Origin of the sequence: Gluconobacter sp. Gdi (assembly GCF_014132155.1) — a bacterium.
Lineage (GTDB): Bacteria > Pseudomonadota > Alphaproteobacteria > Acetobacterales > Acetobacteraceae > Gluconobacter.
In genome coordinates this window covers 560,594-575,226 of sequence record NZ_BLJQ01000002.1, presented here as the reverse complement: position 1 = coordinate 575,226, position 14,633 = coordinate 560,594, and the positions used below count along the sequence as shown (strand labels likewise).

Below are 14,633 nucleotides of genomic sequence, written 5' to 3'. Positions count from 1 at the left end.
AATCAGATCTTGCCGACGAGGTCGAGAGAAGGCTTCAGCGTTTCGCCGCCTTCCTTCCACTTGGCCGGGCAGACTTCACCCGGATGCGTGGCGACATACTGAGCGGCCTGGATCTTCTCCAGCAGTTCCGTCGCGGAGCGGCCAACGCCACCAGCCGTGATTTCGATGTACTGAACCTTGCCTTCCGGATCGAGCAGGAACGTGCCGCGATCAGCCAGGCCAGCTTCTTCGATCAGAACACCGAAGTTGCGGGAGATCACACCCGTCGGGTCGCCCAGCATCGTGTACTTGATCTTGCCAATAGCCGGGGACGTGTCGTGCCAGGCCTTGTGCGTGAAATGCTTGTCCGTGGAAACGGAATAGATTTCAACGCCCAGCTTGTCGAAAGCGGCCTGATTGTCAGCCAGATCTTCAAGTTCCGTCGGGCAGACGAACGTGAAGTCTGCCGGATAGAAGAAGAAGACGGACCACTTGCCACGGACGTCTGCATCCGTGACCGTCAGGAATTCGCCGTTGCGGAATGCATCGGTCGAGAACGGGGCCAGTGTGGAGTTAATGCGAACCATCAGAAGGTCTCCTGCTTTGTCGCTCGTGTTAGGTTGCGGAACCTATGTCCCACAAAATGAGAAGGTCAGGAAACAGTTCCTGTCAATATGATTGATCGGTCAAACCGAACAGAGATCAAACCCTCATCACCACTACCTATTTCATATCAGCCCCACTGACCAGTCCTTCAAGCCCACTGACGACGAAAGGCTTCCAGCTTGCCCAGATAGATTTTGCGCTGCGCCGGGCTGATCCAGGCAGCCTCAAAACTGTTTCGCGCCAGCGTCAGAAGATCGTCTTTGCTCAACGCGCCATCGCCCTGCGCCACGACAAGGCTCTCCGCCACATAATTGCTCTTCATGTAGGCGGGATCATCAGACGCGACCGTAACTTTCAGACCCTGATCCAGCATTCCGCGAATGATGTTGATGTTTTCACCATTTTCCCGCAGCCAGCCACAGGCAACCGGGCAAACAGTAAACGCTGTGCCTCTGCGTTTTGCCACAGCCACCAGATCCGGACGCTCCAGAATATTGCCGCCATGATCAATGCGGTCTGCCTGAATGTCTTCCAGCACCTGCCGGATGTGTTCATGCGTATCGAGCTGGTTCAGGTCACAATGCATCGTCAGGTGAAAACCGGCTTTACGGGCACGGGCAAACACCTCCCGGAATTTGTCAGGGGGATTGTTCTTCTCGTCAGAGTCCAACCCAATGCCGACAATATGCTGACGGTAGGGAAGCGCTGCCTCCAGCGTCTTCATGGCAGACTCAGCCGTCAGTTCCCGCTCGAAGCAAAGAACAAGCTGGGAGTCGATCTTCAGATTGCGTCGGCCATCAGCCTGCGCCCGCGTGAGGCCATTCATAACCGTAGCGAACGGAATGCCACGGTCTGTATGCATCTGCGGATCAAAGAATATCTCCGCATACAGCACATTCTGGGAGGCTGCTTTGGTCAGATAGGCATATGTAAGGTCATAGAAATCCTGCTCTTTGAGCAGAACGGTTTTGCCCTCATAGAAAATCTTCAGAAAGCTCTGAAGGTCGTGGAAGTTATAACTGGCCCGCATGTCTTCAACCGTGCTGTACGGCAGGGAGACACCATTGCGCTGGGCCAGGCGGAACTTCATTTCCGGCTCAAGCGTGCCTTCAATATGCACATGCATTTCGGCCTTTGGCATTGCATAGATGAAGCGGGTCAGGTCATCGCCCGCTCCATCTGAAGCTGCTGCAGCCGATGCACGCCCGGTCAAAGCGATACTGGCTGAAAACAGCATTGTATTTGCCAGAAAGAACCTGCGCCCGAACGTCATCCTGTTTTCCTTTAGCGTTTACGCGGCATCCCCCTGCCCACGACTTTCGCAGGGAGAATGTTGCGCATCCGCTCCGATAACAAGGAGAGAAAACAGGATAGACCGCACGTTAATTTAGATCAGGCCGTCAGACCGCCATCTACCGGGAGGGACGCGCCCGTAATGTAAGAGGCTGCAGGGCTTGCAAGGAAGCCTACGAAATCCGCAATATCAGCAACCTTGCCGTAGGAATTCGTCGCGGTGAAACTGCTGATCAGGGCCGCACCGTCGCCGTCCGCCGGGTTGAGATCCGTATCAATCGGACCTGGCTCGACCACATTAACGGTAATCCCCTTCGGCCCCACATCACGCGCTACGCCGCGGGCAAAGCCTTCCAGAGCCGCCTTGGTGGCGGAGTAAAGGGAAATACCCGGGAAAGGTGCGCGAGCACCAAAAGCAGAGCCGATATAAATCAGGCGGCCACCCTGCCCCAGATGTTTCACAGCTTCCATCGTCTCGATCATAACGGCACGAACATTCAGGTTCAGCACCTGATCGATCTGCTCAACTGTCATCTGATCGATCGGCCCGTAAGGATAAATCCCGGCGTTACAGACGAGTGCATCCAGCCGACCGAATGTTTCCACGGCCTTCGTGACAACAGCGCGGTTACCTTCCGCTGTTCCGCCATTGGCCTTGATGGCAACAGCCTTGCGGCCCTTGGCTTCAATCTTGCTGACGATATCCGCAGCAGCCTTTTCGTTGCTGGCATAAGAGATCGCAACGTCATATCCGTCTGTGGCCAGACGAAGGGCGATTGCGGCCCCGATACCACGGGAACCACCGGTCACGAGAGCAGCGCGCTGTGTCATGGAGTCTTCATCCTTGCTGTGGAAATTCTTTGAAACCTTATACGCTTCGTCAGCAGATGTGTCTTGCCAAGGCCGATGACGCTTTCATGCAAATATAGGAAAAACCGCACTTCCATATTTTAGTGTTCGGTATTATCTATAATTCATGAGTTACGTTCCCCTTTCCGGCCTGTCCCTGCGGGACATCGAATATGTCGTGGCAGTGGATGACCTGCGCAATTTCTCCCGCGCGGCAGAACGCTGTGGTGTGAGCCAGGCGGGCCTTTCAGAGCAGGTCCGCAAGCTGGAGCAGCTTCTCGACGTTACGCTGTTCGAGCGCTCGCGCAGGCATGTCGCCCCCACACCTGATGGAGAGCGCCTGATTGCGCTTGGCCGTGAAGTTTTAACGGCAGCCCGGAATCTTCTGGAAGTCGCACGGACGCGCACCAGCCCGCTGGATGGCATTCTGCGCCTGGGCGTCATCCCGACGCTTGGCCCGTATTATATTCCCGGCACTCTTCCCCATCTGCGGCAATCCTATCCGAACCTGAATCTGCGCCTGACAGAAGGAACGACGGATACGCTGGTCCAGTCTCTGCGAAACAACGAACTCGATCTGGCTCTGATGGCGCTGCCTGCTCCGTCGGAGGCACTGGAAGCCCTTCCTCTTTTCGAAGAGGCTTTTCTGGGCGTTTTTCCGGTTACGCACGAACTGGCTGGCAAGAACAGGATCTCCCTGAAACAGCTGGGTCAACCTGACCTTCTGTTACTGGAAGACGGTCACTGTCTTCGCGATCAGGCACTCTCCATCTGCCCAACCATTCCCAGACAGCGCGAGACCAGACTGGCCACAAGCCTGGAGATGCTCTGGCACATGATTGGTGCAGGCGAAGGCTTCTCGCTCATTCCCCGGCTTGCTCTGCGCAACCGGATGGATTTTGAGAACCTCATCACCGTCCGCCCCCTTTCTGAACCCGAAGCAAGTCGGACAATCGGCCTCGTGTGGCGCGCCTCAGATCCACGTGCCAGCACATTCCGGGAACTTGGCACCTTTCTACGGCAGGCCACCCCCGAAGGATGCAAAATGTATCCGGCATGAACCCCGTGAATATCACGGCGTTTTTGTAAGATATCGCTTTCCTGAAGGCTCTGTCTGGGGAAGACAAACACTGCTGTAGGCCTGCGCCACAAATATGGCTGAGAAAGTCGCAATGCGTATCCAGAAAAGACGCGCCGCGTGAAGAACGCTCTGATTGGTACATTCCTGCGGTTGCCAGGTGCACCAGAAACATCAGGCCCTCTTCCAGGCATCCGGATTGATGATCCGACACTCGCTGCGGTTCTGGATTTCGATATTCCGCTTCTGCTTCTCCACGAGGGAACAACGCTGGGCGACAGCCCGGTCTGGGATCAGGACCGCAACAGGCTCATCTGGTCAGATGTCATCTCACGCAGGGTGATGGCTTGGCACCCAGACGGCCATGTTCACACCATTATTGATCCCACGTGGTTCATCAACGGCAATGCCTTACTCCCGGATGGCACGCTGGTGCATTGCGAACAGGGACGTCGCTGCATCAGTCTTTCACAGGATGGTCAGGAAACCCTGCCCCTCGTCACGCACTATCAGGGGGGCCGCCTTAACGCCCCAAACGCCATTATCACTGGCCCCAATCATACCCTCTGGTTCACCGACCCAATCTTCGGCATCCACTCCGCAAAAGAAGGGTATATCGCGGCACCAGAACTTCCCCATCGCAGCGTGTACCGATACGATCGAAAAACTGGAGATCTGACGCGCATGGCTGATCTGGATCAGCCCGATGCTCTGGCATTTTCGCCAGATAAGAAAACCCTATACGTAACGGACACATCCAGAAAAATTGGCGGTCACGGCTGCCACATTCATGCATTTGATGTCGGCCGCCATGGAAAGCTGACGGGTAAACGCCCCTTCTACAGCACGGAAAACGGCGTCCCTGATGGCTTGGCCGTAGACCATCGCGGATGGGTGTGGACCACCTCAGATAATGGGATTTACGTTATCGACGCTTCAGGCTGTACGCTTGGGTCCATCCCTCTTCCGTGGTCACCAACAAACTGCACATTTGGCGGCCCGGAGAACAGGCGCCTCTTCATTACCTGCCGTGAAAAACTGGTAGCTCTGGATCTGAGAGACTGAATCCAGAGCGCAGTTCTTTAGTTGGACGTGTCGCAGGCTTTCTTGCTTCCTGGAAAATCGGAGCAGCCAGCCTTATTGACGCCCCACTGATAATCCTTCTCGTCACTTGCCATGCCGTTCGGCTGAACCTGCGTCAAAACAGCAGACAGATCCGAGACGTGTCCGGCCGTGTATGTCAGCTCAACGTAGCCGTTATAGGCTCCGGGCGTTTTGTTCGCGCTCTCGAAATAGGTGGGCTTATGGTCCTTGCCTGGAACACCCAGAATAGACGTCACCTGTGCAGGCGTAGCTTTCTCAAGACTTTTCAGCAGATCTTCCGTGAAGCTCCGACACGTCACTTCTGGTCGCTCGTCTTCACCCGGAAGGGCGGCCCAGCATCCTGCCTGTCCCGGGAACCCCTTGGCGGCAAACGCATTCCCGGACATGCTCATGACGGCACCTGTCACGATTAGTAGACCCATCACCCGCTTTAAAGTCACCATTTTACCGCGCTCCTGCCGATCCATTTTTCAGTCTGCCAAAATCTCTCAGCAGGCATACACTCAACTGGTGGCTTTCGGGTAAAGCCGATTGACCACCTTTTCCATCGTCAGTCCCTGCACGATGATTGTAAAGACCACCACCCCATAGCAAACCGGCAGTAGCGTCTCCCTCAGTTCTCCCGGGGGCAATCCCAAGGCCAATGCCACGGAAATCCCGCCCCGAAGCCCACCCCAGGTCAAAACACCGAGAGCTCTGCCACGTTCACCTTTTTTCAGGTGAACCGGCATTGTGGACAAGAACACACTCAGTCCGCGAACAATTACGGACAATGGAATGATGATGAGTGTCGCCACAAGGTTGGGCAGATGTGGAGTAATTTCGAGAAGCTCAAATCCGATCAGCAGGAACAACAATGCGTTCAGGATTTCGTCGATCAGCCCCCAGAACGTGGTGAGCTCCTGGCGGGAATGCTCTGGAATCGCACGCTTGCCTGTATCAGTCGCCAGCCACATCCCCGCCACGACCACAGCAATCGGGCCAGACATGTGCAAAGAGCTGGCGAGGCTGTAAGTGCCCGTTGCCAAGGCCAGCGAAGCCAGCAGATCAATCTGCATGTCCTGCACGCCCCGAATGATTTTCAGGGCGACCCAGCCCAGCACACCTCCCAGCACACCACCACCGACCGCTTCCACAAGAAAGCGGACGATAAAGTCCGTCATTGCAACGCTATGGACCTCGCCGGTCGCAAGACCGATGACGGTCCCGTACATCACAATGCCTACGCCATCGTTGAACAGGCTTTCTCCTGCAAAGGTGGCCTGAAGAGCTTCTGGCAACCCTAGCCGACGCAACATTCCCACGACGGAAACCGGATCCGTCGGCGCGAGGATGGCCCCCAGAACGACACACCAGCTGAAGGGAACATTCATGCCCAGCAGCGGAAAGACTAACCATGCTGCGCCTGCCAATAGCCCCACGGCCAATACCGTTCCCAAGATAGCCAGTGCAGCCACAGCCTTTCCGCGGGAGAGCAGAAGTCCGAGATTAACCTGCATGGCCCCGGCAAAAAGAAGGAAGGACAGAGCCCCTTCCAGAAGCGTTTCTGGGAGATTGACCTGCCCGAGAAGGGTCCGGGGAATGTGCTGGAGGTCGTAGCCTGGCACCAGAGGATTGATCAGCATGATCAGCATCGAAATGACCATGGAAATCAGGAGAATACCGATGGTCAGAGGGAGCTTGAAAAGGCGCTCGTTCAAAACCCCGAAACACGTTGCTCCCAGCATCAGCAAGGCAAAAAGACCCAGCGAGTTCATCCGTTCTTCTCCTCCTGACAGTGCATCATGCACTGACCTTCCGTCGCCAGCCATCAATTCCGTTGCGACGCATTTTTATACGGTCCGTCAGAAACAGAAGCTTCTGTAACAGGCAGAGTTTCCTGCGAAAGATTTCAACATACTGCGGTTCAGGACTTTGATGTGCCGTTATTTCGAAGATGCGGCAAACGGTTTGCCAGGAAGCCCGTCACCGCTGCTTCTTCAGCCGACAATCCATGCTCCGGCATATCCAGAACATCCTGTGCCCGTTTCTGAAACGCGGCCCTTAAAGTCCCGTCCAGGTGCCCATCCACCACACAGGGATTAATATAGCTCTTTCGACAGACCGCAGGCGTATTTCCAAGCCGGGCAGCCACGGACTTCACGGCTTCCACAACCTGCTTTTTGGCTTTCGCTTTCGTATCGTAGCCGCTGAAGGCACAGAGCGTGACGGCAGCCAGTTGCGTGGCAGCCCAAGTGCGAAAGTCTTTGGCCGTAATGTCTTCACCAGTGATGGTCTGAAGGTAGTCGTTCACATCCTGTGAGTGCACATCGTGGCGTTCACCGTTCTCATCCAGATACTGGAAGAGACGTTGCCCCGGGAGATCTTCGAGCCGTGACACAAGCCGCGCCAATCTAGCGTCAGACAAATCCAAATGCTGCTCAATCCCATGTTTGGCCCGGAAATCAAGCGTGACGTGCTTTCCGGTCACATCCACATGCCGGTGCCGCAGCGTCGTCAGGCCATAGCTACGGTTTTCGCGCGCGTACCGGTCATTTCCGATCCGGGCCATCGTCCGTTCCATAATGAAGACAATCGCGGCCAGAACACGGTCCCGGTCCAGCTTCTTTCGCGCCAGATCCTTTTCCACCTGTGCTCTCAAGGCAGGAAGATGCTCACTAAATACAAGCATTCGACCGAACTTGGCGACGTCCCGGGTTTCCCGCCACTTGGGATGATAGCGATACTGCAACCGCCCCCGCGCATCTGTGCCGACGCCTTGCAGATGACCATCGGGATCAGCACAGATCCAGACGTCGCGATAAGCCGGAGGAATCCCCAGGCGTTTCAGGCGCCCGATAACGCTTTGGTCCGTGATGCGCTCCCCGGAAGGATCGTAATAGGCGAAACCTTTGCCGGCTCGTCTGCGTGTAATTCCTGGTTCCGTCCTGTCCACATAATGCAAACCCGCGCGCCGGGCCTGTTTCTGCTCAGGTGAAAGTCTTGCTGTCACGGTTTCGCGGTTCCCTGTCCGTCCAACTGTAACAGCGTGCTGCTGGAACCGGAGTTTCGTCAGATCTGCTTACGCTTCCTGATACTTCCTGACATGACACCTGCTTTTCCACAGGTGACTTACAAGGAGGACATTACGGGTAGGGAATACAGATGTGAAACGACTGTTGTTGGGATGCAGTATGCTCCTGCTCGCAAGCTGCGCATCGCATGCACCATCCGATATGTCCGAAACTGCTGACAGCAACGATACCCCGTCGTTCAATCAGACGGGCAGTGGCCCTGGTGGAGGCCGTGGCGGCGGTAACAGCATCTGGTCTGATGTGTTTCGTACCGCCCTACAAACTGGAATGGGCTTCGTTCACCACTGAACGAAGCCAGACCCTTATTTGTCTTCGTAGCTCAGTCGCCACTCAGCAGGCTCTGCATCCGCAAGGCTGTACCATTCCTTCATAAGCGGATGGTGCAGCATGCTCTGAACCCAAGCTTTCACAACGGGGTCAACATTAAGTTGATACGTGTGAATCCGGATAGCGACTGGCGCATACATGCAGTCAGCCACCGTCAGGACGTCCCCGAACAGATACGGCGTGGCCGTGCCGGAGCGCAGAAGTGCCCCCTTCAGGGTCTCGCTTAACAGAGCAACATCCTTGGCCAGGTCTTCGCTAATTTCTGACAAAGGCGCTGGAACGCGCTCCACATCCATCGGGCAATTCTGCCGGATTGGGCGGAAACCGGCGTGCATCTGGGCGCTGATGCTGCGGGCGTGAGCGCGCACCACGCGGTCTTGCGGCCAAAGAGCGGGCTCGTACTCGGCACAGTATTCGCAGATGGCCAGACTTTCCCAGACATGCGCGCCATCATGCTGCAAATACGGCACCAGCTTGTTCGGCGACAGCGCGTGAATTTCCGTGGTCTTGCCACCGCCCTTGAGAGCAATGACCTTCTCTTCCACATCCAGCTTCGCCAGCTTGACGGCCAGCCAGCCACGCAAAGACCAGGACGAATACCGCCGCGACCCGATCAGAAGTGTCCCTGCCATGCTTACGCTCCCGCCAGAATAAACCCGCCGCCCAGAACACGGCTCCCATCATACAGAACACAGGCCTGCCCCGGGGCCGGCATGGCTGGCTCCAGCAGTTCGACTAGCGCGCCACCATTCTCAAGAGGCTTCACCACCGCATCCCGGAGCTTCTCCCGAGCACGGATCTGCACGCCACAGGAGACACCTTCCGGCGGAGCATCAATCAGCCAGTTCATGTCCCGCAGACGGATCGCCTTGCGCGTCTCAACTTCGGTCGCCTGAACGCGAGGTCCAACAACAATCCGGCGCTTTGGCACATCAATCCGCGTTACCATCTGGCGTTCGCCAACGGCTGTATGGATGTCTCCCAACCGCTTGCTCTGTCCAACCGTATAGCGCGCAACGCCCTCATGATGCCCAAGGACCTTGCCCTGTTCATCCACGATCTCGCCTTCACCACGAATTTCGGGACGAAGCTTCTCCACGATATCAACGTAAGACCCGCTTGGAACGAAGCAGATGTCCTGACTGTCCGGCTTGGCCGCGATTTCCAGTCCAAGCTCCTGTGCCAGTTCACGCACATGCGCCTTGTCCGGCATCTCGCCAAGCGGGAAGCGCAGGTAATCAAGCTGGTCTTTCGTCGTCGCGAACAGGAACCAGGTCTGGTCCCGCTCTGCATCAACGGGGCGATGCATTTCAGCACCAGACGGACCTTCAACACGCCGGACGTAATGCCCGGTCGCCATCGCTTCACAGCCCAGATCGCGGGCCATGCCCAGAAGATCCGTGAACTTCACGCCCTGATTGCAGGCCACGCATGGCACGGGAGTTTCCCCACGCGCATAGGCGTCCGCGAAGTTCTCGATCACGCTATCCCGGAAGCGGCTTTCCGCATCAATGACGTAATGCGGGAAATCCAGCTTATCCGCTACGGCGCGGGCATCCATGATGTCGCGTCCGGCACAACAGGCGCCCGGCTTGGACGCCTGGCCGTGATCGTAAAGCTGAAGGGTCGCGCCGATCACCTCGTGGCCCTGCCTTTTGAGCAGCGCGGCCACTACGGAGCTGTCCACGCCTCCCGACATGGCAACGAGGATACGCATGGTCTTCAGCCCGCCTTTGGAAGCTGAACGGTCAGGCCGTCCAGATCTTCGGTCATGACAATCTGGCAGCCCAGACGGGACGTCTGCTCAAGGCCGAAGGCCAGATCCAGCATGTCTTCTTCATCGTCGGTCGGCTCGGACAGCTTGCCAGCCCATTCCGGGTCCACCACGACATGGCACGTCGCACAGGCCAGGGAGCCTTCGCAGGCGCCTTCGAGGTCAATGTCATGCTTGTGAGCGATTTCCAGCACCGACAGGCCGACAGGCGCGTCAACTTCACGGCGGGAACCGTCACGTTCGATAAAGGTCATCTTGGGCATGGGCTGTCCGTCTTGTTTCAGTCTCTTGAAGGTTGGCAGGTACGGACAGCCTCGATCAGAAGAGCCGCCGCACGGTCAATACCGGGCTTGGAGGTAGAGCGTCCGACCGACAGGCGCAAGCACCGCGATGCTTTCTGTGCAGAAAGTCCCATCGCCGTCAGCACATAAGAGGGGGTAATTTCTGCGGCCGAGCAAGCTGACCCCGTAGACATGGCAACTTCCGGGACCCGTTCAAGGATGTCCGTCGCCCGCACGCCTTCCGGCAGACAGAAATTCAGCGCACCCGGTAGGCGCGAAACTTCACGTCCATTCAGTTCACATCCTGGAAGTGCCGTTTCAATCTGGCGCCACAGATCATCCCGCAGGGCGGAAATCTGCAAAATATCCGTATCCAATCTTCGTTTCGCCAGCTCCGCAGCTTTCCCGAACCCCACGACAAGAGGGGTAGGCAACGTGCCTGAACGAAAGGCCCGTTCCTGCCCTCCCCCGGAAAAGAGAGGCTGTAGTCGCACACGGGGACGACGCCGCACATACAGGGCACCGATCCCCTTGGGGCCATACATCTTATGCGCGGAAAAAGACGCCAGGTCGATACCATCCAGCGAAACAGGCAGCTTCCCGGCCATCTGCGCCATGTCAGTGTGAAACAACGCCCCAGCCTCATGGGCGATTCGTGACAGGAGTGGAATGTCCTGCAGGATGCCCGTTTCATTATTTGCCGTCATGATGCTAACAAGCAGTGTCGGCACCGCCAGTGCCTCCCGCAGAGCCTCGGGATCAACACGCCCTTGCCCGTCCACTCCCAGGATAAGAGGGTCAAAGCCTTCAGTCTCCAGATCCCGAACGGATTCCAGAACGCATTTATGCTCAGTAGAGACGGTAATGACGCGACGACGCTCATTGCCCATGCGCTTCAGGTGGCGAGCGGCTCCCTTGATGGCAAGATTGTTTGCTTCCGTGGCTCCGGACGTAAAAACAAGTTCCCGGGCTTCAGCCCCGATCAGGTTAGCGATGGTCTGGCGGGCTGCATCGACAGCCTGCGCCGCTTTCTGGCCCGGGCCATGAACACTGTGTGGATTACCAAAATCCTCTGCGAACCAGGGCAGCATTGCTTCCACAACCTCAGGGGCGCAGGGCGTTGTGGAAAAATAGTCCAGATAAATCACGCTATACCTTCCACTGACCAACACAGATCGTTACGGTTCCAGATATAGATGGGCTTTTCAGTCTCGAACCTTGTTTCAGGCAGAGAATACCTCATGGACCTGATCCCCCTTGGCAGCACTCTGTTTGCCCTCGCCTTCGGGATTCTACTCCTCAGCCTCATTTCCCCTTCAGGCCGATGGATCAACGCCCGCAGCGCCCTTCTGGAAGAGCAGGCCCGGAAACTCAGGCTGGAAAATGACCACATGAGCGCGCCTTAACGTTTACTTAAACGACGCGCCATACGCTCATAGGCATCACAAAACGCGTCAACTTGCTCTGCCCTCACATTCCACGGCAACGACACTCGTATGGCCTGAGAGGCCCCTGTCGTCTCGCCCATAGCCGTCAGAACATGAGATGCCGCCACCTTTCCAGAAGAGCATGCCGAACCGGCAGAAACACAAAATCCTTCCAGATCAAGCGCCATGAGCTGCACCTGTGCGGCTACCCCGTCGAGGATCAGGCAGCTTGTGTTCGGCAGGCGAGCGACCTCACGCCCGGCAACACGGGCTCCCGCCGCCATCGCCACCTGTTCGACGCGCTCGCGCAATGCCTCAATAGCGGACCAGTCCTGGGCCTGCGCCTCATCGAAAGCAGCAGCCATACCCAGGATAGCTGGCAAAGGCTGCGTTCCTCCTCGCCGACCGCGCTCCTGACCGCCGCCCACCATCAGGGCATCAATCGGTTCATCCAGAGGCAGCAGCAACGCGCCTGCGCCTTTTGGCCCGCCCATCTTGTGCCCCGAGAGAGCAACGCTGCACTCAGTCAGGCTGAAAGGCAGTCGCCCAGCGCTCTGAACCGCATCCACATGTAGATGTGCCCCCGAGTCGCGGCAGAGTGCAGCCACATCCTCGAGTGGCGACAAAACCCCGGTCTCGTTATTGGCGGCCATGACACAGACAAGTGTTGGCGCCCCATCCGCGAGACGCTGACGGAGGGTTTCAAGGTCCAGAATGCCCTGGTCATTCACCGGAATAATGTCCGCGTCCGGGGCGGCTTTACGAACGGCATCATGCTCCGTTGCGCCGATCAGGATCCGACACCCTTGACCGAACGCATGAATGGCCATTGCGTCAGCCTCCGTGCCACCTGACGTGAACACACAGGTCCCGGAAATCCGCCCGAAACCCGCACTGATACGACTACGGGCGTCTTCAAGACATCGCCGGGCTTCGCGCCCTTCCGCGTGGACCGAAGACGGATTGCCGGACAGCAGCAGACCCGACAGCACAGCCTCCCTCGCTGCGGGGCGCAGAGGCTCGGTTGCATTGGCGTCAAGATAGGTCGGAGCAGATGCGTTCGTCATGTTCTCTAGATCGTGCAGAGTTGCAGGAATCGCAATCCCGAGTCGATTTTGGTGGAAATTCTGGCTTTCAACTCGATATACAGACGCCCACCGGAAGGCAGGGCCGTAATCCTGCCGGACATAGAGCGAGAGTATTCATGCCTGAAGTGATGTTCGCCGGCCCAGATGGCCGGCTTGAGGGTCGTTACCACCACTCCAGCGAACCAAACGCTCCCCTTGCCCTGGTGCTGCACCCACACCCGCTTCACGGCGGCACCATGAATAATCGTATTACGTACACGATGTATCGCCACTTCGAGAAGATGGGCTTCTCGGTCATGCGCTACAATTCGCGCGGCGTAGGCCGTTCGCAGGGCCGCTACGATGGTGGCATTGGCGAGATCTCCGATGCAGCTGCAGCACTTGACTGGATGCAGATGGTCAACCCGAACTCCAGCGAACTGTGGATCGCCGGATACTCGTTCGGGGCGTTCGTCGGCATGCAGCTTCTGATGCGCCGCCCGGAAATCAGTGGTTGGATCAGCGTTGCACCTCCAGCCAATGATTATGACTTCGGCTTCCTTGCACCTTGTCCGTGTAGTGGTCTGATGATCGCTGGCGGCAAGGACGAAATGGCTCCCGAGCCAGGCATCCGCAAGCTGGTCGACAAGCTCAACACGCAGAAGAATGTGACGGTCGATTATCGTATCTTCGACGATGCCGACCACATTTTCGCCAAGCAGGCTGAGCGCGTTGGAGAAGCACTGGAAGATCACGTCATGACCATGCGTGGCCGCAAGGCTCTCGCACTGGCCGCCGACTGAACAAATCTGACAGTTCCATGAAGAAAAAGGCCTGCGCCCTCCGGGACGCGGGCCTTTTCTTTTAGGGCTCTTGCCGGTTCATATACATTATGTAACGATTGTTACATGAGCACCCGGCAAGATGTCCTCCCCGTCCGCGTGACGGACCTCTCCAAGCGCTTCGGCAGCTTCACAGCTCTTGATGGCGTATCATTCACTATAGCACCTGGCGAAACCGTCGCGCTGCTCGGAAAAAACGGGGCCGGAAAATCCACCCTCATCGGATGTTTGATGGGCTTCCTTGTGCCGGATACGGGCTCTGTGGACCTGTTCGGTCAAAACGTTCTGGAACTCCCGAGAGAGCTGCGAGCCCGGACAGGCTTCGTTCCGCAGACCATGACGGGATTCTCGGCGTTCACTGTTGGTAAGCTCATTGATTACATTGGTGCGTTCTACGGTACACTGCCACCGATTGATCCCGCCGTTCTTCGCTGGGCCGACCTTGATCCCAAGAAAATTGTCAAAAACCTCTCCGGTGGTCAGCGCCAGCGCCTCGCAATCCTGCTGGCCATGCGTCACGAGCCGGACTTTCTGGTGCTGGATGAACCCGTGGCCAGTCTGGATCCGCACGCCCGCCGGGATTTCATGAATCTTTTGGGAGATTACGCCCAGCGCACAGGGGCCAGCGTCCTGATTTCCTCGCATATCCTGTCAGATCTGGAACGCCTGTGCTCCCGCCTTCTGTTCCTGCGTCAAGGTCAGGTTGTGCTGGATGTTCCAACCCCTGTGTTCCGCGCCACAACACGCTGGCTGGATCACGCAACACCGCACATCCTCGATAACGTCCCCCTCCAGATTATCGGCCAGCGCGAAACGGGGCTTCTGGTGCATGGATGGTCAGAAGACATCCTACTGCCTGAAGGAACTACGGTGTCTGTTCCTGATTTCGAGGATGCCTTCCTTGAAATCACCGCGACGCGAGCTTCCTGATC

General features: G+C 57.1%; 17 protein-coding genes. 6 read left to right on the top strand and 11 right to left on the bottom strand.

The genetic code is table 11. From position 1 onward, the window contains the following. Window positions 1-2: 2 nt before the first annotated feature. From ahpC to JN414_RS06475, 3 genes are all read right to left on the bottom strand, one after another. Window positions 3-566 (bottom strand): alkyl hydroperoxide reductase subunit C, encoded by a 564-nt coding sequence (gene ahpC, locus JN414_RS06485; RefSeq protein WP_046900770.1) that lies wholly within the window; start codon window positions 564-566, stop codon window positions 3-5. A gap of 167 nt (window positions 567-733) precedes the next feature. Then, window positions 734-1,858 (bottom strand): adenosine deaminase, encoded by a 1,125-nt coding sequence (gene add, locus JN414_RS06480; RefSeq protein WP_202207179.1) that lies wholly within the window; start codon window positions 1,856-1,858, stop codon window positions 734-736. A 119-nt stretch (window positions 1,859-1,977) separates the two neighbouring features. Next, a complete protein-coding gene (locus JN414_RS06475) occupies window positions 1,978-2,709 on the bottom strand; it encodes an SDR family oxidoreductase (protein ID WP_202207178.1) in 732 nt (243 codons plus the stop codon). Between the two features lie 145 nt (window positions 2,710-2,854). Here JN414_RS06475 and JN414_RS06470 point away from each other — a divergent pair, with 145 nt between their 5' ends. Beyond that, window positions 2,855-3,787, top strand: coding sequence for a hydrogen peroxide-inducible genes activator (locus JN414_RS06470; protein WP_202207177.1), 933 nt, complete (start codon window positions 2,855-2,857; stop codon window positions 3,785-3,787). Window positions 3,788-3,925: 138 nt separating this feature from the next. Beyond that, the gene (locus JN414_RS06465) at window positions 3,926-4,870 is read left to right on the top strand and encodes an SMP-30/gluconolactonase/LRE family protein (protein ID WP_202207176.1); all 945 of its coding nucleotides are present in this window, start codon (window positions 3,926-3,928) and stop codon (window positions 4,868-4,870) included. A 17-nt stretch (window positions 4,871-4,887) separates the two neighbouring features. Here JN414_RS06465 and JN414_RS06460 read toward each other — a convergent pair whose 3' ends face one another. The 3 genes from JN414_RS06460 to JN414_RS06450 form a co-directional block, all read right to left on the bottom strand. Next, window positions 4,888-5,352 (bottom strand): hypothetical protein, encoded by a 465-nt coding sequence (locus JN414_RS06460; RefSeq protein WP_237389914.1) that lies wholly within the window; start codon window positions 5,350-5,352, stop codon window positions 4,888-4,890. Window positions 5,353-5,412: 60 nt separating this feature from the next. Further along, window positions 5,413-6,666 carry a sodium:proton antiporter gene (locus JN414_RS06455; protein WP_046900764.1) on the bottom strand — a complete coding sequence of 418 codons (1,254 nt, stop codon included), beginning with the start codon at window positions 6,664-6,666 and terminating at the stop codon, window positions 5,413-5,415. A 149-nt stretch (window positions 6,667-6,815) separates the two neighbouring features. After that, window positions 6,816-7,901, bottom strand: a complete 1,086-nt coding sequence (locus JN414_RS06450) for a DNA topoisomerase IB (RefSeq protein ID WP_202207175.1) — start codon at window positions 7,899-7,901, stop codon at window positions 6,816-6,818. Between the two features lie 154 nt (window positions 7,902-8,055). Here JN414_RS06450 and JN414_RS06445 point away from each other — a divergent pair, with 154 nt between their 5' ends. Next, the gene (locus tag JN414_RS06445) at window positions 8,056-8,271 is read left to right on the top strand and encodes a hypothetical protein (protein WP_202207287.1); all 216 of its coding nucleotides are present in this window, start codon (window positions 8,056-8,058) and stop codon (window positions 8,269-8,271) included. 14 nt (window positions 8,272-8,285) lie between these two features. On the opposite strand, the gene JN414_RS06440 is transcribed toward JN414_RS06445, so the two are convergent. From JN414_RS06440 to JN414_RS06425, 4 genes are read right to left on the bottom strand one after another with little or no spacing between them, the layout of a single operon-like run. Next, window positions 8,286-8,942 carry a glutathione S-transferase family protein gene (locus tag JN414_RS06440; protein ID WP_202207174.1) on the bottom strand — a complete coding sequence of 219 codons (657 nt, stop codon included), beginning with the start codon at window positions 8,940-8,942 and terminating at the stop codon, window positions 8,286-8,288. 2 nt (window positions 8,943-8,944) lie between these two features. After that, a complete protein-coding gene (gene mnmA / locus JN414_RS06435) occupies window positions 8,945-10,027 on the bottom strand; it encodes a tRNA 2-thiouridine(34) synthase MnmA (protein ID WP_046900760.1) in 1,083 nt (360 codons plus the stop codon). A gap of 5 nt (window positions 10,028-10,032) precedes the next feature. Next, entirely contained in the window at window positions 10,033-10,347 is a 315-nt protein-coding gene (locus JN414_RS06430; RefSeq protein ID WP_046900759.1) for a ferredoxin family 2Fe-2S iron-sulfur cluster binding protein, read from the bottom strand. Window positions 10,348-10,364: 17 nt separating this feature from the next. Further along, window positions 10,365-11,513, bottom strand: a complete 1,149-nt coding sequence (locus JN414_RS06425; protein ID WP_202207173.1) for a cysteine desulfurase family protein — start codon at window positions 11,511-11,513, stop codon at window positions 10,365-10,367. 93 nt (window positions 11,514-11,606) lie between these two features. On the opposite strand from JN414_RS06425, the gene JN414_RS06420 reads away from it, so the two are divergent. Beyond that, window positions 11,607-11,771: a hypothetical protein gene (locus JN414_RS06420; protein ID WP_202207172.1), complete on the top strand. Its 165-nt coding sequence runs from the start codon at window positions 11,607-11,609 to the stop codon at window positions 11,769-11,771. Here JN414_RS06420 and JN414_RS06415 read toward each other — a convergent pair. After that, the gene (locus JN414_RS06415) at window positions 11,768-12,859 is read right to left on the bottom strand and encodes a cysteine desulfurase family protein (RefSeq protein ID WP_202207171.1); all 1,092 of its coding nucleotides are present in this window, start codon (window positions 12,857-12,859) and stop codon (window positions 11,768-11,770) included. The two genes, JN414_RS06420 and JN414_RS06415, sit on opposite strands and share 4 nt — an antisense overlap. Before the next feature lie 137 nt (window positions 12,860-12,996). Between JN414_RS06415 and JN414_RS06410 the strand changes: the two genes are divergently transcribed. Continuing rightward, window positions 12,997-13,662, top strand: a complete 666-nt coding sequence (locus JN414_RS06410; RefSeq protein ID WP_064274695.1) for an alpha/beta hydrolase — start codon at window positions 12,997-12,999, stop codon at window positions 13,660-13,662. A 105-nt stretch (window positions 13,663-13,767) separates the two neighbouring features. After that, the gene (locus tag JN414_RS06405; protein ID WP_202207170.1) at window positions 13,768-14,631 is read left to right on the top strand and encodes an ABC transporter ATP-binding protein; all 864 of its coding nucleotides are present in this window, start codon (window positions 13,768-13,770) and stop codon (window positions 14,629-14,631) included. The last annotated feature ends 2 nt before the right edge of the window (window positions 14,632-14,633 follow it).

Coding starts and splice junctions, on each gene's coding strand:
- JN414_RS06420 (WP_202207172.1), top strand. CDS start 11,607: ATGGACCTGATCCCCCTTGGCAGCACTCTGTTTGCCCTCGCCTTCGGG.
- add (WP_202207179.1), bottom strand. CDS start 1,858: ATGACGTTCGGGCGCAGGTTCTTTCTGGCAAATACAATGCTGTTTTCA.
- ahpC (WP_046900770.1), bottom strand. CDS start 566: ATGGTTCGCATTAACTCCACACTGGCCCCGTTCTCGACCGATGCATTC.
- JN414_RS06470 (WP_202207177.1), top strand. CDS start 2,855: ATGAGTTACGTTCCCCTTTCCGGCCTGTCCCTGCGGGACATCGAATAT.
- JN414_RS06405 (WP_202207170.1), top strand. CDS start 13,768: ATGAGCACCCGGCAAGATGTCCTCCCCGTCCGCGTGACGGACCTCTCC.
- JN414_RS06460 (WP_237389914.1), bottom strand. CDS start 5,352: ATGGTGACTTTAAAGCGGGTGATGGGTCTACTAATCGTGACAGGTGCC.
- JN414_RS06455 (WP_046900764.1), bottom strand. CDS start 6,666: ATGAACTCGCTGGGTCTTTTTGCCTTGCTGATGCTGGGAGCAACGTGT.
- JN414_RS06475 (WP_202207178.1), bottom strand. CDS start 2,709: ATGACACAGCGCGCTGCTCTCGTGACCGGTGGTTCCCGTGGTATCGGG.
- JN414_RS06440 (WP_202207174.1), bottom strand. CDS start 8,942: ATGGCAGGGACACTTCTGATCGGGTCGCGGCGGTATTCGTCCTGGTCT.
- JN414_RS06415 (WP_202207171.1), bottom strand. CDS start 12,859: ATGACGAACGCATCTGCTCCGACCTATCTTGACGCCAATGCAACCGAG.
- JN414_RS06430 (WP_046900759.1), bottom strand. CDS start 10,347: ATGCCCAAGATGACCTTTATCGAACGTGACGGTTCCCGCCGTGAAGTT.
- mnmA (WP_046900760.1), bottom strand. CDS start 10,027: ATGCGTATCCTCGTTGCCATGTCGGGAGGCGTGGACAGCTCCGTAGTG.
- JN414_RS06410 (WP_064274695.1), top strand. CDS start 12,997: ATGCCTGAAGTGATGTTCGCCGGCCCAGATGGCCGGCTTGAGGGTCGT.